The organism is Streptomyces montanisoli, from assembly GCF_017813245.1.
GTDB lineage: Bacteria > Actinomycetota > Actinomycetes > Streptomycetales > Streptomycetaceae > Streptomyces > Streptomyces montanisoli.
The window spans coordinates 1-22191 of sequence record NZ_JAGIQL010000115.1; the positions used below are offsets into that span (position 1 = coordinate 1).

Annotated in this window: 17 protein-coding genes; 7 read left to right on the top strand and 10 right to left on the bottom strand. The window is 72.8% G+C overall.

The genetic code is table 11. The features are described from left to right. Nucleotides 1-175: 175 nt before the first annotated feature. The 8 genes from JFN87_RS23490 to JFN87_RS23525 all read right to left on the bottom strand — a co-directional run bounded on the left by JFN87_RS23490 (nt 176) and on the right by JFN87_RS23525 (nt 10098). Complete coding sequence (locus tag JFN87_RS23490) at nt 176-1858, bottom strand: class I tRNA ligase family protein (protein ID WP_209342971.1); 1683 nt, start codon at nt 1856-1858, stop codon at nt 176-178. Continuing rightward, the gene (gene epsC, locus JFN87_RS33825; RefSeq protein WP_245180994.1) at nt 1855-2751 is read right to left on the bottom strand and encodes a serine O-acetyltransferase EpsC; all 897 of its coding nucleotides are present in this window, start codon (nt 2749-2751) and stop codon (nt 1855-1857) included. Before epsC ends, JFN87_RS23490 begins: the two co-directional genes overlap by 4 nt. Continuing rightward, complete coding sequence (locus JFN87_RS23500) at nt 2738-3949, bottom strand: NAD(P)/FAD-dependent oxidoreductase (protein WP_209342973.1); 1212 nt, start codon at nt 3947-3949, stop codon at nt 2738-2740. The genes epsC and JFN87_RS23500 overlap by 14 nt, the downstream gene beginning before the upstream one ends. Continuing rightward, on the bottom strand, nt 3946-4440 hold the full coding sequence (locus JFN87_RS33830) for a cupin domain-containing protein (RefSeq protein ID WP_209342975.1): 495 nt from the start codon (nt 4438-4440) through the stop codon (nt 3946-3948). The genes JFN87_RS23500 and JFN87_RS33830 overlap by 4 nt, the downstream gene beginning before the upstream one ends. Nucleotides 4441-4499: 59 nt before the next feature. Beyond that, nucleotides 4500-5858 (bottom strand): SidA/IucD/PvdA family monooxygenase, encoded by a 1359-nt coding sequence (locus tag JFN87_RS23510; protein ID WP_209342977.1) that lies wholly within the window; start codon nt 5856-5858, stop codon nt 4500-4502. Between the two features lie 65 nt (nt 5859-5923). Further along, nucleotides 5924-7288, bottom strand: a complete 1365-nt coding sequence (locus JFN87_RS23515; protein ID WP_209342979.1) for a SidA/IucD/PvdA family monooxygenase — start codon at nt 7286-7288, stop codon at nt 5924-5926. A gap of 104 nt (nt 7289-7392) precedes the next feature. Continuing rightward, a complete protein-coding gene (locus JFN87_RS23520) occupies nt 7393-8928 on the bottom strand; it encodes a peptide ABC transporter substrate-binding protein (protein WP_209342981.1) in 1536 nt (511 codons plus the stop codon). Nucleotides 8929-9111: 183 nt separating this feature from the next. Further along, the gene (locus JFN87_RS23525) at nt 9112-10098 is read right to left on the bottom strand and encodes a helix-turn-helix domain-containing protein (RefSeq protein ID WP_209342983.1); all 987 of its coding nucleotides are present in this window, start codon (nt 10096-10098) and stop codon (nt 9112-9114) included. A 480-nt stretch (nt 10099-10578) separates the two neighbouring features. On the opposite strand from JFN87_RS23525, the gene JFN87_RS23530 reads away from it, so the two are divergent. Beyond that, a complete protein-coding gene (locus JFN87_RS23530; protein ID WP_209342985.1) occupies nt 10579-11616 on the top strand; it encodes a helix-turn-helix transcriptional regulator in 1038 nt (345 codons plus the stop codon). A gap of 22 nt (nt 11617-11638) precedes the next feature. On the opposite strand, the gene JFN87_RS23535 is transcribed toward JFN87_RS23530, so the two are convergent. Next, a complete protein-coding gene (locus JFN87_RS23535) occupies nt 11639-12928 on the bottom strand; it encodes an MDR family MFS transporter (protein ID WP_209342987.1) in 1290 nt (429 codons plus the stop codon). A gap of 192 nt (nt 12929-13120) precedes the next feature. Here JFN87_RS23535 and JFN87_RS23540 point away from each other — a divergent pair, with 192 nt between their 5' ends. The 4 genes from JFN87_RS23540 to ectB all read left to right on the top strand — a co-directional run bounded on the left by JFN87_RS23540 (nt 13121) and on the right by ectB (nt 17596). Then, on the top strand, nt 13121-14371 hold the full coding sequence (locus JFN87_RS23540) for an ATP-grasp domain-containing protein (RefSeq protein ID WP_209342989.1): 1251 nt from the start codon (nt 13121-13123) through the stop codon (nt 14369-14371). Then, on the top strand, nt 14368-15705 hold the full coding sequence (locus JFN87_RS23545; protein WP_209342991.1) for an ATP-grasp domain-containing protein: 1338 nt from the start codon (nt 14368-14370) through the stop codon (nt 15703-15705). The genes JFN87_RS23540 and JFN87_RS23545 overlap by 4 nt, the downstream gene beginning before the upstream one ends. Before the next feature lie 38 nt (nt 15706-15743). Beyond that, nucleotides 15744-16244, top strand: coding sequence for a GNAT family N-acetyltransferase (locus tag JFN87_RS23550; RefSeq protein WP_209342993.1), 501 nt, complete (start codon nt 15744-15746; stop codon nt 16242-16244). Nucleotides 16245-16336: 92 nt separating this feature from the next. Further along, a complete protein-coding gene (gene ectB / locus JFN87_RS23555; RefSeq protein WP_307865571.1) occupies nt 16337-17596 on the top strand; it encodes a diaminobutyrate--2-oxoglutarate transaminase in 1260 nt (419 codons plus the stop codon). A 40-nt stretch (nt 17597-17636) separates the two neighbouring features. Here the strand turns inward: ectB and JFN87_RS23560 are convergent, their stop codons facing one another. After that, nucleotides 17637-19859 carry an NADP-dependent isocitrate dehydrogenase gene (locus JFN87_RS23560; RefSeq protein ID WP_209342994.1) on the bottom strand — a complete coding sequence of 741 codons (2223 nt, stop codon included), beginning with the start codon at nt 19857-19859 and terminating at the stop codon, nt 17637-17639. Between the two features lie 172 nt (nt 19860-20031). Between JFN87_RS23560 and JFN87_RS23565 the strand changes: the two genes are divergently transcribed. After that, the gene (locus JFN87_RS23565; RefSeq protein WP_209342995.1) at nt 20032-20577 is read left to right on the top strand and encodes a TetR/AcrR family transcriptional regulator; all 546 of its coding nucleotides are present in this window, start codon (nt 20032-20034) and stop codon (nt 20575-20577) included. Nucleotides 20578-20624: 47 nt separating this feature from the next. Then, a complete protein-coding gene (locus JFN87_RS23570) occupies nt 20625-22169 on the top strand; it encodes an MFS transporter (protein WP_209342997.1) in 1545 nt (514 codons plus the stop codon). The last annotated feature ends 22 nt before the right edge of the window (nt 22170-22191 follow it).

The following is a 22191-nucleotide window of genomic DNA, read 5'->3' on the forward strand; positions in this document are numbered from 1 at the left end:
CCCCCCCCCCCCCCCCCTCCCCCCAGCCGCGGGCCGGTGCTCCACACCCTCCGCCGTCCGGAGTCCGGCCGTGCCCTCCTCCGTCCCGCGGGCGGGGTGCGGCGCGGCGGCAGCACGGCCGCCGCGCCGTCCGCGGGCGTGGCGCTCCCACCGGGCGTCGCCCCGGGCGCCCGACTCACGAGACGTCGTGGAAGAACGCCGGGAGGGTGGCGGGCAGGGCGGTGCCGGGGGCGACGAGGCGTGCGGCGCCCGCGGGCCAGGCCGGCATCCGGGTCGCACGGTCGATCGGCACGTTCAGGTGCCCTGCGAGGTACTCCGACCAGCCCGGCATGATGGCCGCGGCCGTCACGGCCACCGTCGCGAGCGCCTCGACGTGCGCGCCCACGCGGCGGGCGTAGGCCTCGCCTGTGCCGCGCAGCCTCGCCAGCTCGGGCAGGTCGGCGACGGCCGCCGCGATCGACGCGGCCAGCGCGCTCGCGGCGGCCTGCGGCGAGAACGCGGCGGCGCCCAGGGAGCCGGCGAGCGCCTCGGCGAGCTCCTGCGGCAGGGCGGCGGCCGGGCCGTCGGCCGCGGTGGGCACCCCTGCGGGGACGGCGCCGCCGAAGTCCGCGGCGACAGCGGCGAGTACCGTTCGCGTCCACAGCTCGACGCCCTGGATCAGTACCGTCTCGACGGTGGCGGCGAACTCCTTGGCCGCGAAGTTGGTCTGCTCGCGCTCCGGGCCGGTCAGGCACAGGTGGAAGCGCAGGGCGTCGGCGGACACCCGGCGGAGGAACTCCCCGCCCCACACGGCGTGGTCACGGCTGGTGGAGAACTTGTCGCCCTCCAGGCGGTAGAACTCGTTGATGACGACCTGGCTCGGCAGGGTCATCCCGCCGTGCGCCATCAGCAGCGCCGGCCAGAGCACGGCGTGGGAGAACGAGCAGTCGAAGCCGATGAAGTTGACGATCCGGGTCTCCGGGTCGGACCACAGGCGCTCCCACGCGTCCGGCTCGCCCCGGGCGGAGGTCAGGCACGCCGTCGCGGCGACATAGCCGAAGATGCCGGAGAACCAGGTGTCGAGGATGTGCCCGTCCCAGCCGTCGAGCGGCACGGGTATGCCGTACGCGGCGCGGCGGGAGATGGGGGTGAGCGGCAGCTCGCGGCTGAACAGCGTCTCCAGGTAGGCGCGCAGCCGGGGCCGCCACTCGGCGCTCTGCTGGGCACGCTCGTAGTACGCGAGCAGCCGGTCGCGATACTGCCCCAGCGGGAAGCAGACGCGTTCGAGCTCGCGGACCTCCGGGGTCTGCCGGCAGGCGGTGCAGCGCGGGGCGGCCAGGGCGGCCGGTTCCTGGGGCAGGCCGCACGCCTCGCAGTAGACGCCGTCGGACGCCGCGCCGCAGAACTGGCACTCGCCGCGCACCTCGGCCTCGTACAGCTCCCGTTCGCAGTGCGCGCACCAGAAGACGGGCAGGGTGCGCACCTCCAGCCTGCCCTGCTCCCACAGTCCGGTGAAGAACCGCTGGACGATCTCGTCGTGGCGCGGGGTGGTGAGCGGCCGGGTGAACCAGTCGTGGTGCATGGCGCCCAGGGCGAGCGTCTCCTCCATCCGCGAGCCGAAGGTCAGCGCGGTGCGGTGGGCGGTGGAGCCGAGTTCGGCGGCGCGGCGCGGCACGTAGCAGGAGTGTTCGTCCGAGTAGCCGACGTAGCTGACGTTGCCGCCGCGCTGGCGGAGATGGCGTGTGAGCACGTCGGCGCCGAGGAACGGGCCGGAGAGGTGGCCGAGGTGGAGATCGCCGTTCGGGTTGGGGGGCGCGCTGGTGACGATGTGGTGGGCGACGGTGGAGGAGGTCTCGGTGTTCCGCTGGTTCTCGCTCATGGCTGCAGGGGTCCTCGGTGGGGAAGGTGGTCGGGGGCGGACTGCCGGCTCCCCAGGAGGGGCGTGGCCGGGGCGGCCGGGGTGGCTTCCGCGGCCACCCCGCGCTGGACGGGGCGGACGACGGCCGCGGCCCAGGCGCGCTGCACCTGCACCGGCCGGATGCGCACGGGGGTGACCTGGGCGGCCGGCTCCTTCGGGACGGGTACGGCGGCCGGCGCCTCCGGCACCGGCAGGGCGGCGGGCTCCTCCGGCACCGGCACGGCGGCCGGCGTCTCCGCGGCTGCCGCCGAGGGCGGGGCCGGCCGGGGCACCCGGTCGGGGGTCTGGTCGCCGGCCGGCGAGTGGATCTCGGCGGCCGGCGCACTCACCCGGCTGCCGGGCTCGACGTCGGTGAGTACCACGGTGTGCGCGCCGATCCTGGCGCCCGCGCCGATCGTCACAGGTCCCAGAACGCTCGCACCGGTGCCGATGATCACGCCGTCCTCGACGACCGGGTGGCGCCTCGCGCCGGCCGGCCTGCGCAGGTCCTTCCACCAGCCGACCGAGCCGAGTGTCACCTGGTGGTAGAGCATGACGTCGTCGCCGATGCGCACCGTCGCCCCGATGACGACAGCGGTGCCGTGGTCGACGAAGAAGCGGCGGCCGATCACCGCGGCCGGATGGATCTCGATGCCGCTGACGGCGCGGGCGCCGAGCGACAGCGCGCGGGCGGTCAGCCGGTGCCCGCGGTGCCACAGCCGGTGCGCAACCCGGTAGGTCCACAGGGCGTGGATGTGCGGATAGAGCAGCACCTCACGGCGGCTGCACGCCGCCGGATCCTTGGCCCTGACGGTCGCCACGTCCTCCCTGATGCGGGCGGCGGCGGCCTTCAGGGCTCCGTCACATGTGCGCATAGGGGGCCTCCGGTCGGATGCCGCGGCCGCCGCCGGTGAACCGTCCGAGACGGTAGGGCGCGAGCAGCGGCTGCTCGGCCTTCCCGGCCACGGCCTGGCCGTCGAGGATCTCGACGGCGGCCAGCTCGGCGACAGCGGGCGACATCTTGAAGCCGCCGCCGCTGAACCCGAGCGCCAGGTAGAGGCCGTCGGGGCCGGCCGGCCCGATCACCGGCCGCTTGTCGGGTGTGTACCCGTCGAGACCTGCCCGGGTGCCGGTGAGCGGCGCCGCGGCCGCGGCGGGCACCCGGCGGGCGACCGTCGCCAGCGCCGCGGAGAGCTCACCGTCCGAGAGCGGCGCGACATCGCGGCCGAGCTCGACGTCCGGATGCGAGGGCACACCGAAGAAGAACCGGTCGGTCCCGTCGGGCCGGAAGTAGCCGCCGGTGGTGTCGTCGATGCAGGTCGGGACGGAGCCCGGGGAGCCCGGCCGCCCGGCGCCCGGCAGGTGCGCCTGGGCCAGGCCGATCCGCCGGGGCACCACCGGGACGTGCACGCCGAGTCTCTCGGCCGGTGCGCTGCCCCAGGCGCCGCCCGCGAGGACCACGAGCGGAGCGGCGATCCGGCCGGCGGTGCTCTCCACACCGTCCACCCGCTCACCCCCGCCGGTGGTGCGCACCTCGTGGACCCTGACCCCCTCGTACACCTCGGCGCCGAGCCGGCGTGCGGCCACAGCCCACGCGGTGGCCGCGCGCACCGGGTCGGCATAGCCGCCGTCGGGCTCGAAGGCGGCTGCCGCCACCCCGTCGAGGGCGAGCCCCGGATAGAGGCGTGCCGCTTCGGCCGGGTCGATCACTTCGGCGCGCCGCGGTCCAGCGGCCGACGCCGCGGCCGCCGTGTGCACGGCCAGGGCCCCGGCGTACTGCTCGCCGACCAGCTGGAGGAAGCCGGTGCGCCGGTACCCGCAGTCGCCGCCGACGATGTCGGCCCACTGCTCGAAGACGGGCAGGCTGCGTGCGGTGAGCACGGTGTCGCTGTGCACCGTGTGGTGCAGGCGGACGAGGCCGCCGGAGCGGGAGGTGGCGCCGTGGGCGGCCACCCTGGCCTGCTCGCAGAGCACGACGCGTCCCAGTCCCGCCTCGGCCAGCCGGTGGGCGATGGCGGCGCCGACAACCCCGCCGCCCACCACGATGGCGTCCGCGGTCGCGGACCGGCTCACCGGCCCGTCACGCCTTCGCCACCCGCGCCCGCGGCGGCCGGATCGGTGGCGGCCGGCGCACCGGCGCCCCCGCCCGTCGCGCCCGCCGGATTGACGCCCGGGTCCGCGATGCCGAACTCTTCAGCCCAGTAGGCCCGTTCGGCCGCGATGGCCTGAGCGCTGCCCCACCAGATGGTGATGAACCGCAGGCGGCTCGGCCCGTCGTTGGTCAGGTCGTGGTCCTTGAACGGGGTGATGTGGACGGTGTCTCCCGCGGAGACCCGGCGCTCCTCGGTACCGATGCGCATGACACCGCTGCCCTCGGTGATGAAGAACATCTCGTTCTCGTCGTGCGAGTGGGCGCTCGACGTGGCGCCGGGCGCCACGTCGATCCAGGCGCCGCCCCAGAACGGCTCGGCGACGGCTTCCTTCCAGGGGAAGATGCGGCGTCCCGCGACGTTGTACTCCTCCTCGAAGAGCATGTCGTCGGGTCCGGTCGTGAAGATGTGCACGGTCAGCCTCTCGGTCGGTGCGTGTCTACAGGTGTGCGCGTGCCGCGCCTCGCGCGCGCTCAGAGCCCGACAGGCTCGTGGACGGCCGTGTGGGCGCCGGCGCCGGCCGCCGCGGCCCGCTGCCGTGCCAGTTGTTCGCGCAGGTCGTGGTGGACGGCGTCGGCCTTCACCGCCATCTGGCTGAAGGACGTGGCGCTGGCTATGCCGTGCCGCCACTCCGTCACACCGTCCAGGTAGATCCCCACCTCGCAGGCGCCGGTGGTCAGGGCGCGGTGGCCGCGGGTGACGACCGGCAGCCCGTCGTCCTCGTACGAGAGGAGGGAGGCGAAGGGGGCGAGCTGATGGGGGACGACGGGCTCGGTGTAGCCGGTGCAGAGCACGACCGCGTCGACCACGAGACTGCCGCGCTCCCCGGTGAACACCTCGGCGGTGTCCAGCACGACCCCGTCGCCGCGTACCCGCACGCCGGTCACCTCGGTGCGCCGGTGCATGGACAGACGGTGCGAACCCGTCAGCTTGTCCTGGTAACTCGCCGCGTACAGGGCGGTCGAGACATCCGGGTCGACGGCCGAGTAGTTGGTGGCCCGCGCCTGTTCCATCACCCGGTCACGTGCCTGGCGCTCCAGCCCGTAGACGTAGTCCGTCTCCCCGGGGAAGTACACCTCGTTGCTGAAGTGGCCGAGCTCGTACATGCGGAAACCCGCGTGGCGGACGAGCGAGTGCACCTCGGCGCGCGGGTCGCTGCCGTGCAGGTACAGGACGATCTCGCCGGCGGTCTGGCCCGCCCCGATCACCGCCCAGCGCCTCGGCCTGCCCTCGGGCGGCTCGGGCAGCGCCGCCGCACGCAGCAGGAACTCGTGCGCGTGGAAGACCTGTTCGCCGATCGCCTCGCGAAACACCTCGGGAATGTGCGGGCGGTGGCCGGTGGCGATCACCACGTTGCGTCCCACGTCCTCGTGGCGGGCGCCGTCGCGCGGGTCCCGGCTGAGCACCCGCGCGGCGCGCACCACGCCGTCCGCGTCGGCGACCGGCTCCACCGACACCACCTCGCGGTGGTACGTGGGCCGCTGCCGCACCTGGGCCGCCGCCCACTGCACATAGCTGGACCACTCCAGCCGGCTCACGTACCCGCCGAGCAGGGTGAACTCGTAGAAGCGGCCGCTCTGCTGGAGGAACGGCACGAAGCCGAACCGGGACGCGGCGTCCCGGGGGGTGGCGAGGTCGCGCAGGAAGTGGTGCTGGATGTCGGTGCCGGGCAGCACCTGGTAGGGCTGCCAGGCGGAGTCGGCGGCCTGCTCCAGGTAGGCCGCGGTGAGCGGCGGGTCCTGCGGGTGGTCGTCGTCGTGGTCCTCGACGGCCGCGGCCAGCGAGATGCCGGACGGGCCGAACCCGGCCACCACCAGGTCGTTGACGTGCACAGTGCGTCCTTTTCCTTCGGTGGGCGTGCCTGCCGGGCAGCCGGCGGCTGGGGCAGGCGCTCCGGTCACAGGGACAGGGCGGCGGGCGCGGCCGGGGCGCCGCCGCCGTCCTGCCGCACCACTCCGGCGACGGAGCCGGTGCGGTGGGCCACCGCGGCGGCCAGCGAGTCGGTGAGGTTGCCGGCGCGCAGCGACAGCAGGCTGAAGGAGCCGGCGTCGCCGATGCCGTGGCTGGACTCGCACAGACCGTTCAGGAACAGCGGTGGCATCGGATCCGCGGGCGCGGCGGGCAGCAGCCGGTACTCGCTCGAGACGTCGAGACGGCCGTCCGGCTCGGTGGACAGGCGGGGCGCGAACGGCGCCAGCAGCGGGGGGCAGAGCTCCTCGTGGACGCCGGGGCCCATGTTGCGGAAGCCGGTCGCCAGCACCGCGAAGTCCACGGTGTCGCGGATCTGTTCACCGGTGTGCAACTCGCGGAAGTCGATCGTCACACCCTTTTCGTCCGCACCGATCGCGGTGGCCTGGTGGTTGCCGCGTACGAACAATCGCTGATCGCCGTCCAGCTCCTGTTCGTAGATGGCGAGGTACAGCTCCTTGAGGACGTCTCCGTCGGCGGACGAGTAGTTCGTGGGCTGCATGTAGGCGTCCAGCATCCGCCGGCTGGCGGGGGAGGCGCTGTGGTAGTACTCGGTGAACTCGGGGAAGTAGCCCTCCTCGCTGAAGGGACTGGTGTCCTTCAGCCGCAGCGAGTGCGACCGCGTGTAGACCATGACGCGTGTCTTCGAGAAGCGCCGGGACAGGTCGAGGGCGAGCTCCACCGCGCTCTGGCTGCCGCCGATGACGGCGACGGCCTCCGGGTCGCCGTCCGAGGTCAGCGCTGCCACCTGCGGCAGGTAGCGGGTGAGGTGGAAGACCCGGGAGCTGTGCAGTGTGTCGTAGGGCCCCGGGATGTACGGGGTACGCCCCGGGGCCACCACCAGGGTGCGGCCCAGGTAGTGGCGGTCGGTCTCGGTCACCACCTCGTACAGCGTCTCGCCGCCGTGCTCGACGACGGCGACGGAGGCGGCGCGCTGCCCGCAGTCCACGACGTGGCCGAAGTGCCCGGCCGCCCACCTGATGTACCCGGCGTACTCCTTGCGCAGCGGGAACTCGATCGGCAGGTTGAGATGCCGCAGCAGACGGCCGTTCTCGTGCAGGTAGTTGAGGAAGCTGTAGCGGCTGCGCGGGTTGCGCAGGGTGACCAGGTCGCGGCTGGGGTGGTTCTGGATGTCGGACCCGTCGAGCAGCATGGCCGGCTGCCAGTCCGGCGACGGCCGGGCCTCGAGGAAGCGGGCGTCGAGGCCGGGCTGCTTCTCCTCCAGGGCGATCGCGAGCGCGAGGTTGGCGGGGCCGAAACCGATGCCGAGGATGTCGTGTACCGGTACAGGCACGTACAAAGTGGTCTCCTTAAGAGTCGCACGGACGCGTGCGGCGGCGCATGCCGTGCGGCAGCGGGCCGGTGCGGGTGCGGTGCGTCGGGGGAGGGCCCGCCGGGTCAGGCGGGGCGTACGGTCGTCAGCGTCGGGTTGCCGTCGAAGTCGATGGCGACCCCGGTCAGCCGCTCGGCGTCGTACACCCGCTGGTCGGTGCGGTACCAGAGCGGGATCAGCGCGAGGTCGCGGGTCGCGATGGCGTCGGCGAGCCGCCACTCGCGGTCCCGGCCGGCCGGGTCGGTGCGGGCGCGGGCGCGGGTGAGGGCGGCGTCGAGATCCGCGTTGACGTACCGGCCCTCGTTGTCGCCGTGTGCGGTGCCCTCGGCGTCCGGGGCGGTGCACGAGGAGTGGAGCAGCGGGAAGAGCATGTTGTCCGGGGTGGGGTAGTCGCATGCCCAGGCCGCCCGGCACAGTCCCGTCGCCGCCTCGGAGGTGCGGTGGCCGACCAGGCCGCGGGCGTCGGTGTGCAGCAGCCGGACGTCCCAGCCGAGCACCTCGCGCAGCCCCTCGGCGACGGCCGACGTCCAACCCTCGTGTCCGGAACCGGTGTTGACGGCGAACTCCACCACCGAGCCGGGCGGCAGGCCGGCCCGCAGCGCGTGTGCACGGGCCGCCCCGGGATCGAAGGCGGTGGGGTCGTCGTCGCCCGCGGGCGCGTGGGCGCCCCCGAACCACGGCGAGAGCAGGGAGTGCGCGGGGGTGCGGTGGCCGTGGAAGAGCCGGTCCGCGATCCCCTGCCGGTCGATGGCGTGGGAGACGGCCCTGCGGGCGTCCGCCGAGTCCATCGGGGGCCGGTGGCAGAACGGGATGAGGTAGTGGAGGCCTGCGCCGTCCTCCTCCAGGAACCCGGCGCCGCCCAGGTGGCGGCCGGCCTCCGGCAGCCGCCCGGGAGGGATCCGGGCGTAGTCGTAGCGCCCGGCGAGGAAGCCGGCGTACTCGTCGTCGAGCCCGGTGACGGGGTCGAGGATGTCGATGTGGACCGCGTCGAGTGCCACAGGCCCGCCCCACCAGCGGGGGTTGCGCACCAGCCGGATCTGCTTGCCGTGCTCCCAGGGCCCGTCCATCGCGAACGGCCCGTTGCCGAGCGGCTGGTCGTTGAAGACCGGGTCGACGGCAGGGCCCGCCGAGGCCGGGACCGGGCTGAACACCGGCTGCAGCGTCTTCAGGTCGAACTGCACGTCCGGCTGGGACAGCCGGACGACCAGGGTCAGGTCGTCCTCCGCCACCGCCCCGGCCAGCCGGCCGGTCCGGCCCGCCCGCACGTCGCCGAACCCCTCGACGCCGGCCAGGTGGTAGGCGGTCTCGGTGTTCGCCGCGGGGTCGAGGGCCCGCTCCCAGCCCCGTACGAAACTGTGCGCGGTGACGGGCTCCCCGTCGCCGAAACAGGTGTCGTCCCGCAGCCGGAACGTCCACGTGCGGCCCGTCGGGTCACACCCCCAGGAGTGCGCCGTCGCCGCAGCGGGCCGGCCCCCGGCGCCCGACCGCAGCAGACCGGTGAACAGTGCCTTGCAGACCAGGATGCCCTCGGTCTCCTGCGCCTTGTACGGATCGATGGCGGTCGGTTCTGTGAGGGCCATACGGAAGGCGAAGGGGCGCATCGGAGGCTCTTTCCTCGGCGTCGGCCGACGGCATCCCGGCGAGCCGGGGGGACGCCGAGGAGTCTTGCGGGCGGCCGCCGGGCTGTCACGGTCTGCCTCCTGACATCTACCGCCCCTGGCACCCTCGTGCCCGTGACCCGGCAGGCCGCCGGACGGCCCCTACGGGCCGGCGTCGGCCCCTGCTCACAAGTAGCCGCGCTCCACTGCCCGTTGGCCGAGCTGGAAGCGGCTGCGTGCCTCCATCGTCGCCATCAGCTCGGAGATGAGCCGGCGTTCGGTCCGCAGGGAAACGCCCAGCCGGCGCGCCGCGGCCTCGTCCGTACAGCCCCGTGCGAGCAGCCGTAACAGCTCGCGGTGGCGCGAGCCGACGTCTTCAAGACCGTGCTGCGGTGGCTCACCCAGAGGCACCGCCGTCTCCCAGACAGCCTCGTACAGGGCGGTGAAGGCGGCCACCGCGCCCGGCTCGGGGATCACGGCGGCCCCGTGCGAGCTGTCCGCCGGGTCGAGCGGTACCAGGGCGACGGCGCTGTCCACGATGTGTATCCACATCGGCAGCGCCGCCGCGGTGCGGATCCGGTTGCCGCGGGCCACGTGCCACTCGGCATGCCTCATGCCGTCCGCGTCGTTGCGGATGCTGTCCGGGTAGACGGTCCTCGCCGGGATCCTGCGGTCGAGGAGCCGCTGGGCGACGGCCCGGCTGCCGGCGGGCTGCGCCCCTCCCAGGGCGAACGAGAGGGTCTCACGCTCGGCCCGGTCCGCGAGTTCGGCGATCTTGCGCTGGACGGCTTCGACGCCGAACAGCTTCTCCACGCCCTCGTTCGTCCGCTGCGCGTTGCTCGCGGCGGCCCCTTCGACGTAGCCGGCGATGATGGCGGCCGCCGACGCACGGCTCTCCGCCAGCTCCTGCTGTCGGCGGGCCACCTCGGCGGACTGCCGGCTCAGCAGCAGGTCGAGGGCGATACCCGGGTTGAGCACCTGCAAGGAATTCGTCTCCTGGTCGGAAGGTGTCCGGCGGAGCAGAGACAGGTCCGCGAGTTCGTCGAGTCCGGAGCGCACCCGCTCCTCCGGCCAGCCGAGTTCGGTGGCGAGCGAGGCGACGCAGGAGTCCGGTCTCGCCAGAATGATGCGGTAGAGGGTGTCCGAGTTCTCGGTGAGCCCAAGTGATGTCAATGCCACAACTCCCCCAAGTCGTCGCCCTGGACAGTACCAGTGTCACCTTGTGACCATGGCATGGAGAAGCCTTGTCGCAGGGGTGAAAGGGAATACCCGGTTCACGCGCGTCACTCTGCGCGTCTGGCATATCCGTGTCACCAACAGTTTGTGTCATCGACCGGACAGTGACGCCGCCGATCGCCCGGGGCACCATGTGCGAAGCCGCCAGAACGGCCCAACGGCCCTGTGGCTCAACGGCGCCGTGGCCCGACGGTCCTTGGCCCGATGGTCCAGTGGCCGAACGGCCGGGCGGCTCCGTGGTCCCGTCGGGACCACGCCGTCCTCCTCACCCGCCTCGTGGGAGTTCACCATGCCTCGTCGCGCCGTCGCCGTGCACCTCGTCGCCTTCCTGCCTCCCGGCCGCCCGGCCGCCGATGGCACCGATGGCACCGTGGAGGGTGCCGGCGGCGCCGCGGCAGGCGGCCGGAGGTGGTCCTGATGGCCGACGACCCGCTGCTCGTCAGGTTCGGTCTCGACGACCACGCCGCCCGCCTGTACCGGACCCTGCTGCTGCACGGCGGCCGCACCCTGCCCGAACTCAGCGACCTGTCGGGCCTGTCGGTGGACCGGGTGGCCGTCGCGCTCGACCAGCTGGTCGCCGGCTCGCTGGCACGCTTCGACACTTCCGCCGGCTCCGGCGGCCGCCTCTGGCCGGTCAGCCCGAAGGTCGCACTGACCGCCGCACTCGCGCGGCGCCGCGTCCAGACGCTGCGTGCCCAGGCCGAGGTGGAGCAGCTGGAGGTGGAGCTGGCCGAACTCATCGCCACCCACGAGGCGCTGGCGGGACGCCGTGCCGTCGGCACCCTGCAGCACGTCTCCGACGCGACCGCGGCCGCCGTCACGGTCTTCGAACTCGCCGCGGCCTCGGCGCGCGAGGTGCTCGTGCTGGGGCCCGGCCCGCACACCGGCTCCCTCGGCGCTTCCGTGTATCTGCAGGGCGAGCAACTGCTCGACCGCGGAGTGCGGTTGCGCTGCGTCCACCTCGGCAGTCTGCGCAACCGCCCCGCCGAGTACGCCCCTGCGGCCCACCTCGCTTCGCTCGGCGCCGCGCTGCGCACCACCCCCACGCTGCCGGCCGAGCTGATGCTGGTGGACGGCGATGTGGCCGTCCTGCCGCATGACCGCGCCGACCCGTCGGCCGGTGTCGTCGTCTGCAAGCACACCGCCACCGTCACCGCGCTGCGCGCCCTCTTCGAGCAGTACTGGTCGCTCGGTGAAGAGCTGGGCAGCAGCCCGCGCAACGACGAACGCGGCCTCACCCCGTCCGAACGCGAACTGCTGCGCCAGCTCGCCGACGGCGCCACCGACGAGACCGCGGCCCGCCGGATGGGTGTCTCGCTGCGTACCGTGCGCCGGATGGCCGCCGGGCTGATAGAGCGCCTCGGCGCACGCAGCCGCTTCCAGGCCGGCTACCGGGCGGCCGCCATGGGCTGGCTCGACGAGGAGGCACCGGCCACCTCGGCCGCCGCCACCTGAAGGACGCCCGGCGCGCGCCGGGTCACTGGCCCGGTTCGGGCAGCGGCGTCGTGGGGACCTCGCCGGAGGGCGCGGCGTCCTGGGCGCCGGCCGGCGTTGCGCCGGTGTCCCGGCCCGCGGGCTTGGCGGGCAGGACGATCAGCGCGCCGAAGACGGCGACCGCGGCGCACATCGTCCAGTGTGCCGAGGCCGACCACGCGAAGAGGTAGCCGCCGACGGCCGGCCCGATCGCCTGTCCCGCGGTGTGGGCCAGACCCTCGGCCCCCTGGTAGCGGCCCCGCAGGTGCGGCGGCGAGAACTGCGACGGATAGGCGGAGGAGATCGGGGTGTAGACGATCTCACCGAGCGACCACAGCACCACGGTGCCCACGAGGAGCAGCCTGCTGTCGGCCAGGCCCGTGGAGGACATGCCGACCGCGAGGAGCAGCAGGCCGGTCAGGATCGCGTAGCGCGGGTTCCACCGCTCGGTCCAGCGGGTCAGCGGCAGTTCCAGCACGATGCAGACGGCCGCGTTCACGCCGAGCAGCAGACCGTAGAAGCTGTTGCTGAAGCCCACGCTGTCGACGTGCAGCGGCAGGGTCGCGTTGCCCTGCGAGTAGACGAAGGTGGCGCAGACCATCGACAGCAGGAAGAAGCGGAACGGGGCGTCGCCGAAGACCTGCCGGTAGCCCTGGCGCGCCGGTTGCCCCACGGCCACCGGCACTGCGGCGTCCGGGGCCTCCTCGTGGACGGTGCTGCCGCCGGGCAGCAGGAGGAGGGCGAGCAGCCCGAACGCCACGGAACTCGCCGCGTCACCGACGAAGACGTACGTCCACGAGTGCGCGCTCAGCAGGCCGCCGACCATCGGGCCGACCGCCATGCCGAGGTTGATCGCCAGGCGCAGCACGGCGAACGCGCCGACACGCCGCGCCTGCGGCACCACGTCGACCAGCAGCGCGCCGGCGCCCGGCCGGTAGATCTGCGCGAAGACACCCACCATGGCGACGACCAGCGTGGTGGGCCACAGGCCGTGCACGAAGGGCACGGCCACGGTGAACACACCGGCCCCGAACTGGGAGATGACGATGGAGCTGCGCCGGCCGAACCGGTCGGCGACCGTGCCGCCGACGATGTTGCCGAGGAACCCGCCGAGTCCGGCGATGCTCAGCGCGAGGCCCGCCTCGCCGGCCGAATACCCCTCACCGGTCAGGTACAGCACCAGGAAGACGTTGAGGAAGTTGCCGAACTTGTTCAGGAACATGCCGGCGAAGATCACCCAGGCGGCCGCCGGGTAGCCGGTGAGTCTGCTGCGCGGTACGTGGATCTTCGGCATCTGTGGATCCCAGGGTCGGGTACGGGGGGCTGAGCGGTCCGGGGCGCACCCGCCTGTGCGCGGTGACGGGATCAGCTTCCCCGTTTTGGCGGGCAGGCGGCAGAGCTGCCGGGTGACACCTTTCGAACCCGTCATCTTCGTGCCACGGCGCGGCACTTGAGCGTACCGGCGGCACCGCTCCACAGTGGGCGCATGACTTCAACCGTTCTCGTTCTCGGCGGCCGGATCCAGACGGTACGCAAGGCGGTCGGCGCGGGGTTGCGCGTGGTGCTCGTCCAGCACCGTGAGCACTTTGTGCCGGAGTCGGCGGAGCTGGCCGAGGCAGTCGTGATCGCCGACTACACCGACTGGGACGTGCTCGCCCCCCTCGTCGACGGCCTTCACCGCGCCTACGGCTTCAGCCGCGTCGTCACCCTCACCGAACCCGGCCTGGTGCCGGCGGGCCGGATCGCGGAACGGTTGGGACTGCCGGGCAACCCCGCACGCACCTGCGAACTGCTCACCGACAAGCTCGGCATGCGCGACCACTTGAACGGCGGCCCGGCCGCCGATCTCTCGGTGCCGGCCGCCGAGGTCGACGACGCCGGGAGCCTGCGGGCCTTCGGGGCCGAGCACGGCTACCCCTTCGTGGTGAAGCCCGTCGACGCGACCGCGAGCCTCGGCGTGTGGAAGGTGACGGGACCCGCCGGCATCCAGGCGGCCGCGGACGGCATGGCGGCGCTGCGGGCACGCACCGACCTGCAGTGGGGGTCGTTCTTCCGCATCGGGCGGTTCCTGGCCGAACGCTACATCCCAGGGCCCGAGTTCAGCGTCGAGGCGTTCTCCTTCGACGGCCGGCACGTGGTGCTCGCGGTGACCGAGAAGTTCTCCGACGGCGCCCTGGAGCTCGGCCACGCCCAGCCGGCCCGGCTCGACGCCGCCGACGAGGAGGCGATCACCGCCGCGGCCGTCCGCTTCCTCGACGCAATGGGACTCACCACCGGGCCCTCGCACACGGAGATCCGTCTCGCCCCCGACGGCGCCAAGGTCATCGAGGGCCACAACAGGATCGGCGGGGACCGGATCGTCGACCTGCTGGAGGCCGCCTACGGCGCGGACCTCGAACTCTGGACGATCACCTGGCCGTTCGGGCTGATGGATCCGGTGACACAGCGCCCGGAGCCCAAGTGCTCGGCAGCCACCCGCTTCCTGACGGCGGCGCCCGGGACCGTCACCGAGGTGCGCGGCGCCGACAAGGCGGCCGCCGCGGAGGGGGCGCTCGACGTGGACCTGCTGGTCGGCCCCGGATCCACGGTCAACGCGCTCACGGGCAACTGGGACCGCGTCGGGCAGGTCATCGCGACCGGCCCCGACACCGACACCGCCGTCGCCACCTGCGACCGGATGGCGGAGGCGATCACCATCACCACCCACTCCTCCACGAAGGACACTGCGGCCTCATGAGCACTGACAGCCCCGAGCCCGGCACCTCCTTGCGGGACACACCGCTCCAGCCCGTCCTCCTCGTCATGCGCAACACCTTCGGGTGGAACGCGGAACACATCGAGGCCATGCAGCGGCTCGGCCTGGAGATCCACCTCGTCACCCAGGTGAAGGCGTCCCTTGACGACCCGCGGTTCGCCTCCGTGGTGCTGCTGGAGCCCGGCCTGGACATGGACACCACCGAGAAGATCGTGCTGGACGCGGCCCGCGAGCGGGACATCACCCACGTGTTCACCTTCTACGAGTCGGACATCACGCTCGTCTCCCGGGTGAACACGGTCCTCGGGCACGCCTGGGCCAACCACGAGGCCGACGTCATCGCCCGCGACAAGCGGCTGCAGCGCGAGTTCCTCACCGAACACGGGATCCCGAGCGCCAAGTACGCCGCTGTCGAGGGCGTCGCCTCCGGCATCGAGGCCGCCGCGGACTTCGCCTACCCGGTCATCGTCAAGCCCAGCAACCTCTCCGCAAGCATCGGCGTGAGCCTCGCCGGCAACGAGGACCAACTCACCGCCGCCCTCGCCGAGATCGAGAGCCTCAGCGGCCACTGGGACGACTACTTCCTCTCCGGGCGGCCCGCCGAGATCGCCCTTCTCGAGGAGTTCCTGCCGGGCCGCGAGGTCACACTCGACGGTGTGGTGCTGCACGGCGAGTTCCACCTCTCCGGCGTCACCGACAAGATGCAGATGCCCGGCCCGTACTTCGAGGAGGACTACTACACCCTCCCGTTCCGCACACCGCAGGAGGAGCCGGAGCTCGTCGCGCTCACCGAACGGATCGTGCGCGGACTCGGCGTCCGGCACTGCCTCTTCAACGCCGAGTTCCGCAAGCACGCCGACGGCACCTACCGCGTCGTCGAATTCAGCAACCGGCTGTCGGGCGGCCAGAACTACCGCAACCTGCGCGAGGTCTACGGCCTCGACCCCGTCAGGCTGTGGCTCAAGGCGCTCCTGCAGGACGAGGACCTCGACCCGGTCACCGCGAAGGCGCAACTGTGGCACGGCGAAGTGCGCCGCACCGCACCGCAGGCCGCCACCTGCATCAAGTTCGCCTACCGGGAAGGGCGGCTGCTGCGCAACAACCCGGGCGACACCTACCACTCGCCGTACTTCCGCTCCTACCTTCCCGGCAGCAAGGTCGGCAGCCTGCTGCGCCGCGCGCCCGAGGGCTGGTACGAGATCGCCGGCTCCCTCGCCGTCTCCTGCCCCTACCACGGGCCCGAGGACATCGACCGGATCGAGCGCCTCGCGACCGAGCTCGACGAGCAACTGGACATCATCGTGACGCCGAGGTGAGCGGGCGGACACCCGCCGGGGCGGCCGGGCCGGAGACCATGATCCGGCACGCCCTCCCCGGCGACCTGCCGGAGCTGGCCGAGCTCGCCGCGGAGCACGCCGCCTACGAGGGGGCCACGCCGCCGCCACCCGGCCTCGCCGAGCGCCTCGGCGCCCTGCTCTTCGGTCAGGAGCCCGCGGCGCCCGCCCGCGCCCGCACCGTGCGCGTCCTCGTGGCGGCGCCCGCTCGCGGCCCACTCGCCGGATACGCCTCCTGCACACCGGAGTTCGCCACCTGGCAGGGCGCCGAATACCTGCACATGGACTGTCTCTACCTGCGGCCGGAACACCGCGGCGCCGGCCTCGGCCGACGCCTGATGGCCGCCGTCGTCTCGGAGGGCGAGAGGCTCGGTCTCACCCAGGTCCAGTGGAACACCCCCGCCTGGAACGACGGCGCGATCCGCTTCTACGACCGGCTGGGCGGCACCGCCGCGCCCAAACTCCGCTACTCCCTGCCCATCCCCGTGCCACCGGCCCCACCCCTAAGGAAGGCCCCGTGAGCATCACCACTCCCGCGCCCGCGCAGGTACCCGGCGACACCGCCCCACCCCCGGCGGCACCTCCGGGACCCGGCGCAGGACCGGCGCCCAGCGTGTTCGAGACACTGGAGTCCGAGGTCCGCGGCTACTGCCGCGGCTGGCCCACCGTCTTCGACCGCGCACGCGGCAGCCGCCTCGTCGACGAGGACGGCCGCGCGTTCCTTGACTTCTTCGCCGGCGCGGGCTCGCTCAACTACGGTCACAACAACGCGGTACTCAAGCGCGCGCTCCTCAACCATCTGGAGCGCGACGGCATCACCCACGGACTGGACATGTCCACCACGGCCAAGCGCCGGTTCCTCGAGACGTTCCGTGACCTGGTGCTGCGGCCGCGCGGCCTGCCGTACAAGGTGATGTTCCCCGGGCCCACCGGGACCAACGCCGTGGAGGCCGCACTCAAGCTGGCCCGCAAGGTGAAGTCACGCCCGGGGATCGTGTCGTTCACGAACGCCTTCCACGGCATGTCGCTCGGTGCGCTCGCCGTCACCGGCAACGCGGCCAAGCGCGCCGGGGCGGGCGTCCCGCTCGTCCACACGGCACCCATGCCCTTCGACGGCTACCACGGCGCCGACGCGAGCGAGCCCTTCGCCTACTTCGAGCGGATGCTGGACGACCCGGGTTCCGGCCTCGACCGCCCAGCGGCGGCGATCGTGGAGACCGTGCAGGGCGAGGGCGGCATCAACGTCGCCAGGCCCGAATGGCTGCGCGGACTCGCCGACCTCTGCGAGCGGCAGGACATGCTGCTGATCGTCGACGACATCCAGATGGGGTGCGGCCGCACCGGCGGCTTCTTCTCGTTCGAGGAGGCCGGCATCGTCCCCGACATCGTCACCGTCTCCAAGTCGATCTCCGGCTACGGCCTGCCCATGTCGCTCTGCCTGTTCCGCGAGGAACTCGACATCTGGGAACCCGGCGAGCACAACGGAACCTTCCGCGGCAACAACCCGGCCTTCGTCACCGCCACCGCCGCGCTCCACACCTACTGGGCCGACGACGCCCTGGAGAAGCAGACACGGCTGCGCGGCGAGCAGGTGAGAGCCGGGCTGCTGGCGATCGCCGCCGAGCACCCTGAGGCGGTGGTCGCCGTCCGCGGGCGAGGCCTCGCCTGGGGCGTGCAGATGCGCGAGGCGGGGGCGGCCGGCCGGGCCGCCCGGCGCGCCTTCGACCACGGCCTGCTGGTCGAGACGTCAGGACCGCACAGTGAGGTCGTCAAGCTGCTGCCCGCGCTGACCATCTCGCCGGCGGATCTCGACGAGGGCCTGCGGCTGCTGGCCTGCTCCGTGCGCGAAGCCCTGCGCGAACCCCTGGGCTGAGGGCGGCCACCACGGCCGCCCCCGGCCCAGGCTCGATGGTTTAGCCCTTCAGCGCGTCGATCGCCTGGTTGAACGTCTTCGAGGGACGCATCACGGCGGCGGCCTTCGCCGGGTCCGGCTGGTAGTAGCCGCCCAGCTCGGCCGGTGCGCCCTGCACGGCGGCCAGTTCGCCGACGATCGTCTGCTCCTGCTCGGTCAGCGTCTTGGCGAGGCCCGCGAACGCCTCGGCGAGGCGCGTGTCCGCCGTCTGCTTCGCCAGCTCCTGCGCCCAGTACATCGCCAGGTAGAAGTGGCTGCCGCGGTTGTCGATGCCGCCGACGCGACGGCTCGGCGACTTGTCCTCGTTCAGGAACGTGCCGGTGGCGCGGTCCAGGGTCTCCGCGAGCACCTTGGCGCGCGCGTTGCCCGTGGAGTTCGCCAGCTGCTCGAAGCTGACGGCGAGTGCCAGGAACTCGCCGAGGCTGTCCCAGCGCAGGTAGTTCTCCTTGACGAGCTGCTGCACGTGCTTGGGCGCTGAGCCGCCCGCGCCCGTCTCGAAGAGGCCGCCGCCGTTGATCAGCGGCACCACCGACAGCATCTTGGCGCTCGTGCCGAGCTCCAGGATCGGGAAGAGGTCGGTCAGGTAGTCGCGCAGCACGTTGCCGGTGACCGAGATGGTGTTCTCGCCGCGGCGGATGCGCTCGAGCGAGAACCTGATGGCGTCGACCGGCGACATGACCTCGATGGTCAGGCCCTCGGTGTCGTGCTCCGGCAGGTACGCCTCGACCTTGGCGATCAGGTTGCGGTCGTGGGCACGCGACTCGTCGAGCCAGAAGACGGCCGGGTCGCCGGTGGCGCGGGCGCGCGTGACGGCGAGCTTGACCCAGTCACGGACGGGCACGTCCTTCGTCTGGCACATGCGGAAGATGTCGCCGGCGCTGACGACCTGCTCGAGCACCGCCTCGCCCGACGCGTCGACCGCGCGGACCGTGCCCGTGGTGGGGATCTCGAACGTCTTGTCGTGGCTGCCGTACTCCTCGGCCGCCTGCGCCATCAGGCCGACGTTGGGCACCGAGCCCATGGTGGCCGGGTCGAAGGCGCCGTGTGCGCGGCAGTCCTCGATGGTGGCCTGGTAGATGCCCGCGTAGCTGCTGTCGGGGATGACCGCGAGGGTGTCGTGCTCGCCGCCGTCCTTGCCCCACATGTGGCCGGACGTGCGGATCATCGCGGGCATGGACGCGTCCACGATGACGTCGCTCGGCACGTGCAGGTTGGTGATGCCGCGGTCGGAGTCGACCATCGCGAGCTCGGGGCCCTCGGCGAGCTCCGCGTCGAACGACGCCTTGATCGCGGCGCCCTCGGGCAGCGACTCGACGCCCTTGAGGATGCCGCCGAGGCCGTCGTTGGGCGTCAGCCCCGCCTTGGCGAGCACGTCGCCGTACTGGGCGAACGTCTTCGGGAAGAACGCGCGCACGACGTGGCCGAAGATGATCGGGTCGGAGACCTTCATCATCGTCGCCTTCAGGTGCACGGAGAACAGCACGCCGGCGGCCTTCGCCTCGGCGATCCGCGCCGTCAGGAACTCGCGCAGGGCGGCCACGCGCAGGACGGACGCGTCCACGACCTCGCCCGCCAGGACCGGCACGGACTCGCGCAGGACCGTCGTCGTGCCGTCGTCGCCCACCAGCTCGATCCGCAGCGCGCCGTCCTCGGCGATCACCACGGACTTCTCGGTGGAGCGGAAGTCGTCGGCGCCCATCGTGGCGACGTTCGTCGTCGAGTCGGCCGACCAGGCACCCATGCGGTGCGGGTGGGCCTTCGCGTAGTTCTTGACGGACGCGGGGGCCCTGCGGTCCGAGTTGCCCTCGCGCAGCACCGGGTTGACGGCGCTGCCCTTGACCTTGTCGTAGCGGGCGCGTACGTCGCGCTGCTCGTCGGTCTTCGGGTCGTCCGGGTAGTCGGGCAGCGCGTAGCCCTGGGCCTGGAGCTCGGCGATCGCCGCCTTCAGCTGCGGGATCGAGGCCGAGATGTTCGGCAGCTTGATGATGTTCGCGCTCGGCGTCTTGGCGAGCTCGCCCAGCTCGGCGAGGGCGTCGCCGATGCGCTGGTCCTCCTTGAGACGCTCGGGGAAGTGGGCGATGATCCGCCCGGCCAGGGAGATGTCCCGGCTCTCCACGGCGACACCGGCGGTGGAGGCGTACGCCTCGATCACCGGCAGGAACGAGTACGTCGCCAGGGCCGGGGCCTCGTCGGTGTGCGTATAGATGATGGTCGAGTCAGTCACCGGTGCTCCGCTCCACGTCTGCTCACGTCAGCAAGGTCTTCTGCAAGGTCTTCCGCATATTGCTCGACATCAAGATATCCCGTGGCCGTGCCCGACCGGACATGGCCGGGGCCCATGGTGACGTCCCTCACTCGATGAGACACTCATGTCTCATTCGAGCTATGGTCGTCTCATGGCCGTCGACCGTGAACACGTACTGCGCAGCGCCGCCGCCCTGCTCGCCCGCAGCCCCGCTGCCACCATGGACGAGGTGGCGAAGGCCGCCGGGATCGGCCGCGCCACCCTGCACCGGCACTTCGCCGGCCGCGACGCGCTGGTGCGGGCGCTTGAGTCGCTCGGCATCCAGGAGATCGAGGCGGCGCTCGACGCGTCGGACATCGAGACGGGACCCGCCGAGGACGCGCTGCGCAGGTTCGTCGCCGCGGTCGAACCCGCCGCCGGCCTGCTGGCCTTCCTCGTCACGGAGAACCAGCTCTTCGAGGGGGACGTGCACGAGGGCTGGAACCGCACGGACGCCAGGATCTGCGGGCTGTTCCGGCGCGGTCAGGAGAGCGGCGAGTTCCGCATCGACCTGCCGGCCGCCTGGCTCTCCGAGGCCCTGTCCGGGCTGATCAGCGCCTGCGCCTGGTCCATCCAGGACGGCAGGGTCGCCGCGAGGGACTTCACCCGCATGACCGTCGAGCTGCTGCTCGGCGGGGTGCGGCGGAGCGCGCAGTGACCGGCGTGTCCGGGACGGCAGTGGCGCCGGCGCCGGCCCGCGGCGGCATGGGCCGCTGGCTCGCGCTCGCCGTGCTGGTGCTCGCGGTGCTGCTCGTGGCCGTCGACGCGACCGTCCTCGGCCTCGCCACGCCCTACCTCAGCGAGGACCTGCGCCCGTCCAGCACCCAGCTGCTGTGGATCGGCGACGTCTACTCGTTCGTCATCGCCGGGCTCCTCGTCTCCATGGGCAGCCTCGGCGACCGCATCGGCAGGAAGAAGCTGCTGCTGACCGGGTCGATCGCGTTCGGCGGGGTCTCCGTGCTCAACGCGTACGCGACGAGCCCGGCGATGATGATCGCCGCCCGCGCCCTGCTCGGCGTCGCGGGCGCGACCCTGATGCCGGCGACCCTCGCGCTGATCCGCAACATCTTCCACGACCCGAAGGAACGCAGCCTCGCCGTCGGCGTCTGGGGCGCGATGGCCTCGGCGGGAGCGGCCGTCGGCCCCGTCGTCGGCGGCTTCCTGCTCGAGCACTTCTGGTGGGGCTCGGTCTTCCTGATCAACCTGCCGGTGATGGCGGTGCTCGTGGCGGTCGGCATCAAACTGCTGCCCGAGTCGAAGAACCCCAGGCCGGGACCGTGGGACCTGCCGAGCGTGCTGCTCTCGCTCGCCGGGGTCATCGGCGTCGTCTACGCCGTCAAGGAGGCGGCCGCGCACGGCGTGCGGGCGGACGTCGCCGCCTCGGCGGCCGTGGGGGTGGCCGCGCTCGGCTGGTTCGTACGGCGCCAGCTCACGCTGCCCGAGCCGCTGCTCGACATGCGCCTGTTCCACCACCGGGGCTTTCGCGGCGCCATCCTGGCCGACCTGCTGACCATCCTCGGGCTGTCGGGACTCATCTTCTTCCTGTCGCAGTTCCTGCAACTGGTCCAGGGGCGCGATCCGCTGCAGGCCGGCCTGGCCGAGATCCCGGCGGCGGTCGGCGCCGTCACGACCGGCCTGGTGGCGGGGCGCGCGGCGCGGTGCTTCTCGGTGCGGGCGATCGTCTCGGGCGGTCTCGCCGCGGTCGGCCTCGCACTCGCGGCGGTCACCCTCTTCAGCGTGAGCACGCCGTACCCGGCGCTGGGCGCGGTGCTGCTGGTGGTCGGCGTGGGCGCCGGGTTCAGCTTCACCGTCACCGCCGACGTGATCCTCGGCAGCGTCCCGAAGGAGGAGGCGGGCGCGGCGTCCGCCGTCTCCGAGACGGCCTACGAGCTGGGCACCGCGCTCGGCATCGCGCTGCTCGGCACGATCGTCACCGGCGTGTACCGCGGCTTCACGGCCCCGCCCGGCACCCCGGCCGGCGCGTCGGCGGCCGCCCACGAGTCCCTGGGCGGCGCGGTCGAGGCGGCGGCGGGCCTCGGCCGCGGGGGCTCCGCGCTGCTCACGGCGGCACAGAGCTCGTTCGTCGACGGGCTCCGCGCGGCGTCGGGCGCGGGCGCGCTGATCCTGCTGGCGACGGCGGGCGCGGCGTGGGTCCTGCTACGGGGCCAGCGCCTCGACGACGCACCCCCGGAGGCGGAGGCCCGCGCCCCCGACGAGGCGCCCCGCGCCGCCGCCCCGCCCCCCGACTGAGCCGCCCGTCCGCGGGCACGCC

Excerpts from the sequence above, each read along its gene's own strand:
- JFN87_RS23520 (WP_209342981.1), bottom strand. The coding sequence starts at position 8,928 with ATGCGCCCCTTCGCCTTCCGTATGGCCCTCACAGAACCGACCGCCATC.
- JFN87_RS23490 (WP_209342971.1), bottom strand. The coding sequence starts at position 1,858 with ATGAGCGAGAACCAGCGGAACACCGAGACCTCCTCCACCGTCGCCCAC.
- JFN87_RS23565 (WP_209342995.1), top strand. The coding sequence starts at position 20,032 with ATGGCCGTCGACCGTGAACACGTACTGCGCAGCGCCGCCGCCCTGCTC.
- JFN87_RS23530 (WP_209342985.1), top strand. The coding sequence starts at position 10,579 with ATGGCCGACGACCCGCTGCTCGTCAGGTTCGGTCTCGACGACCACGCC.
- epsC (WP_245180994.1), bottom strand. The coding sequence starts at position 2,751 with ATGCGCACATGTGACGGAGCCCTGAAGGCCGCCGCCGCCCGCATCAGG.
- JFN87_RS23535 (WP_209342987.1), bottom strand. The coding sequence starts at position 12,928 with ATGCCGAAGATCCACGTACCGCGCAGCAGACTCACCGGCTACCCGGCG.
- JFN87_RS23540 (WP_209342989.1), top strand. The coding sequence starts at position 13,121 with ATGACTTCAACCGTTCTCGTTCTCGGCGGCCGGATCCAGACGGTACGC.
- JFN87_RS23550 (WP_209342993.1), top strand. The coding sequence starts at position 15,744 with ATGATCCGGCACGCCCTCCCCGGCGACCTGCCGGAGCTGGCCGAGCTC.
- JFN87_RS23545 (WP_209342991.1), top strand. The coding sequence starts at position 14,368 with ATGAGCACTGACAGCCCCGAGCCCGGCACCTCCTTGCGGGACACACCG.
- JFN87_RS23570 (WP_209342997.1), top strand. The coding sequence starts at position 20,625 with ATGGGCCGCTGGCTCGCGCTCGCCGTGCTGGTGCTCGCGGTGCTGCTC.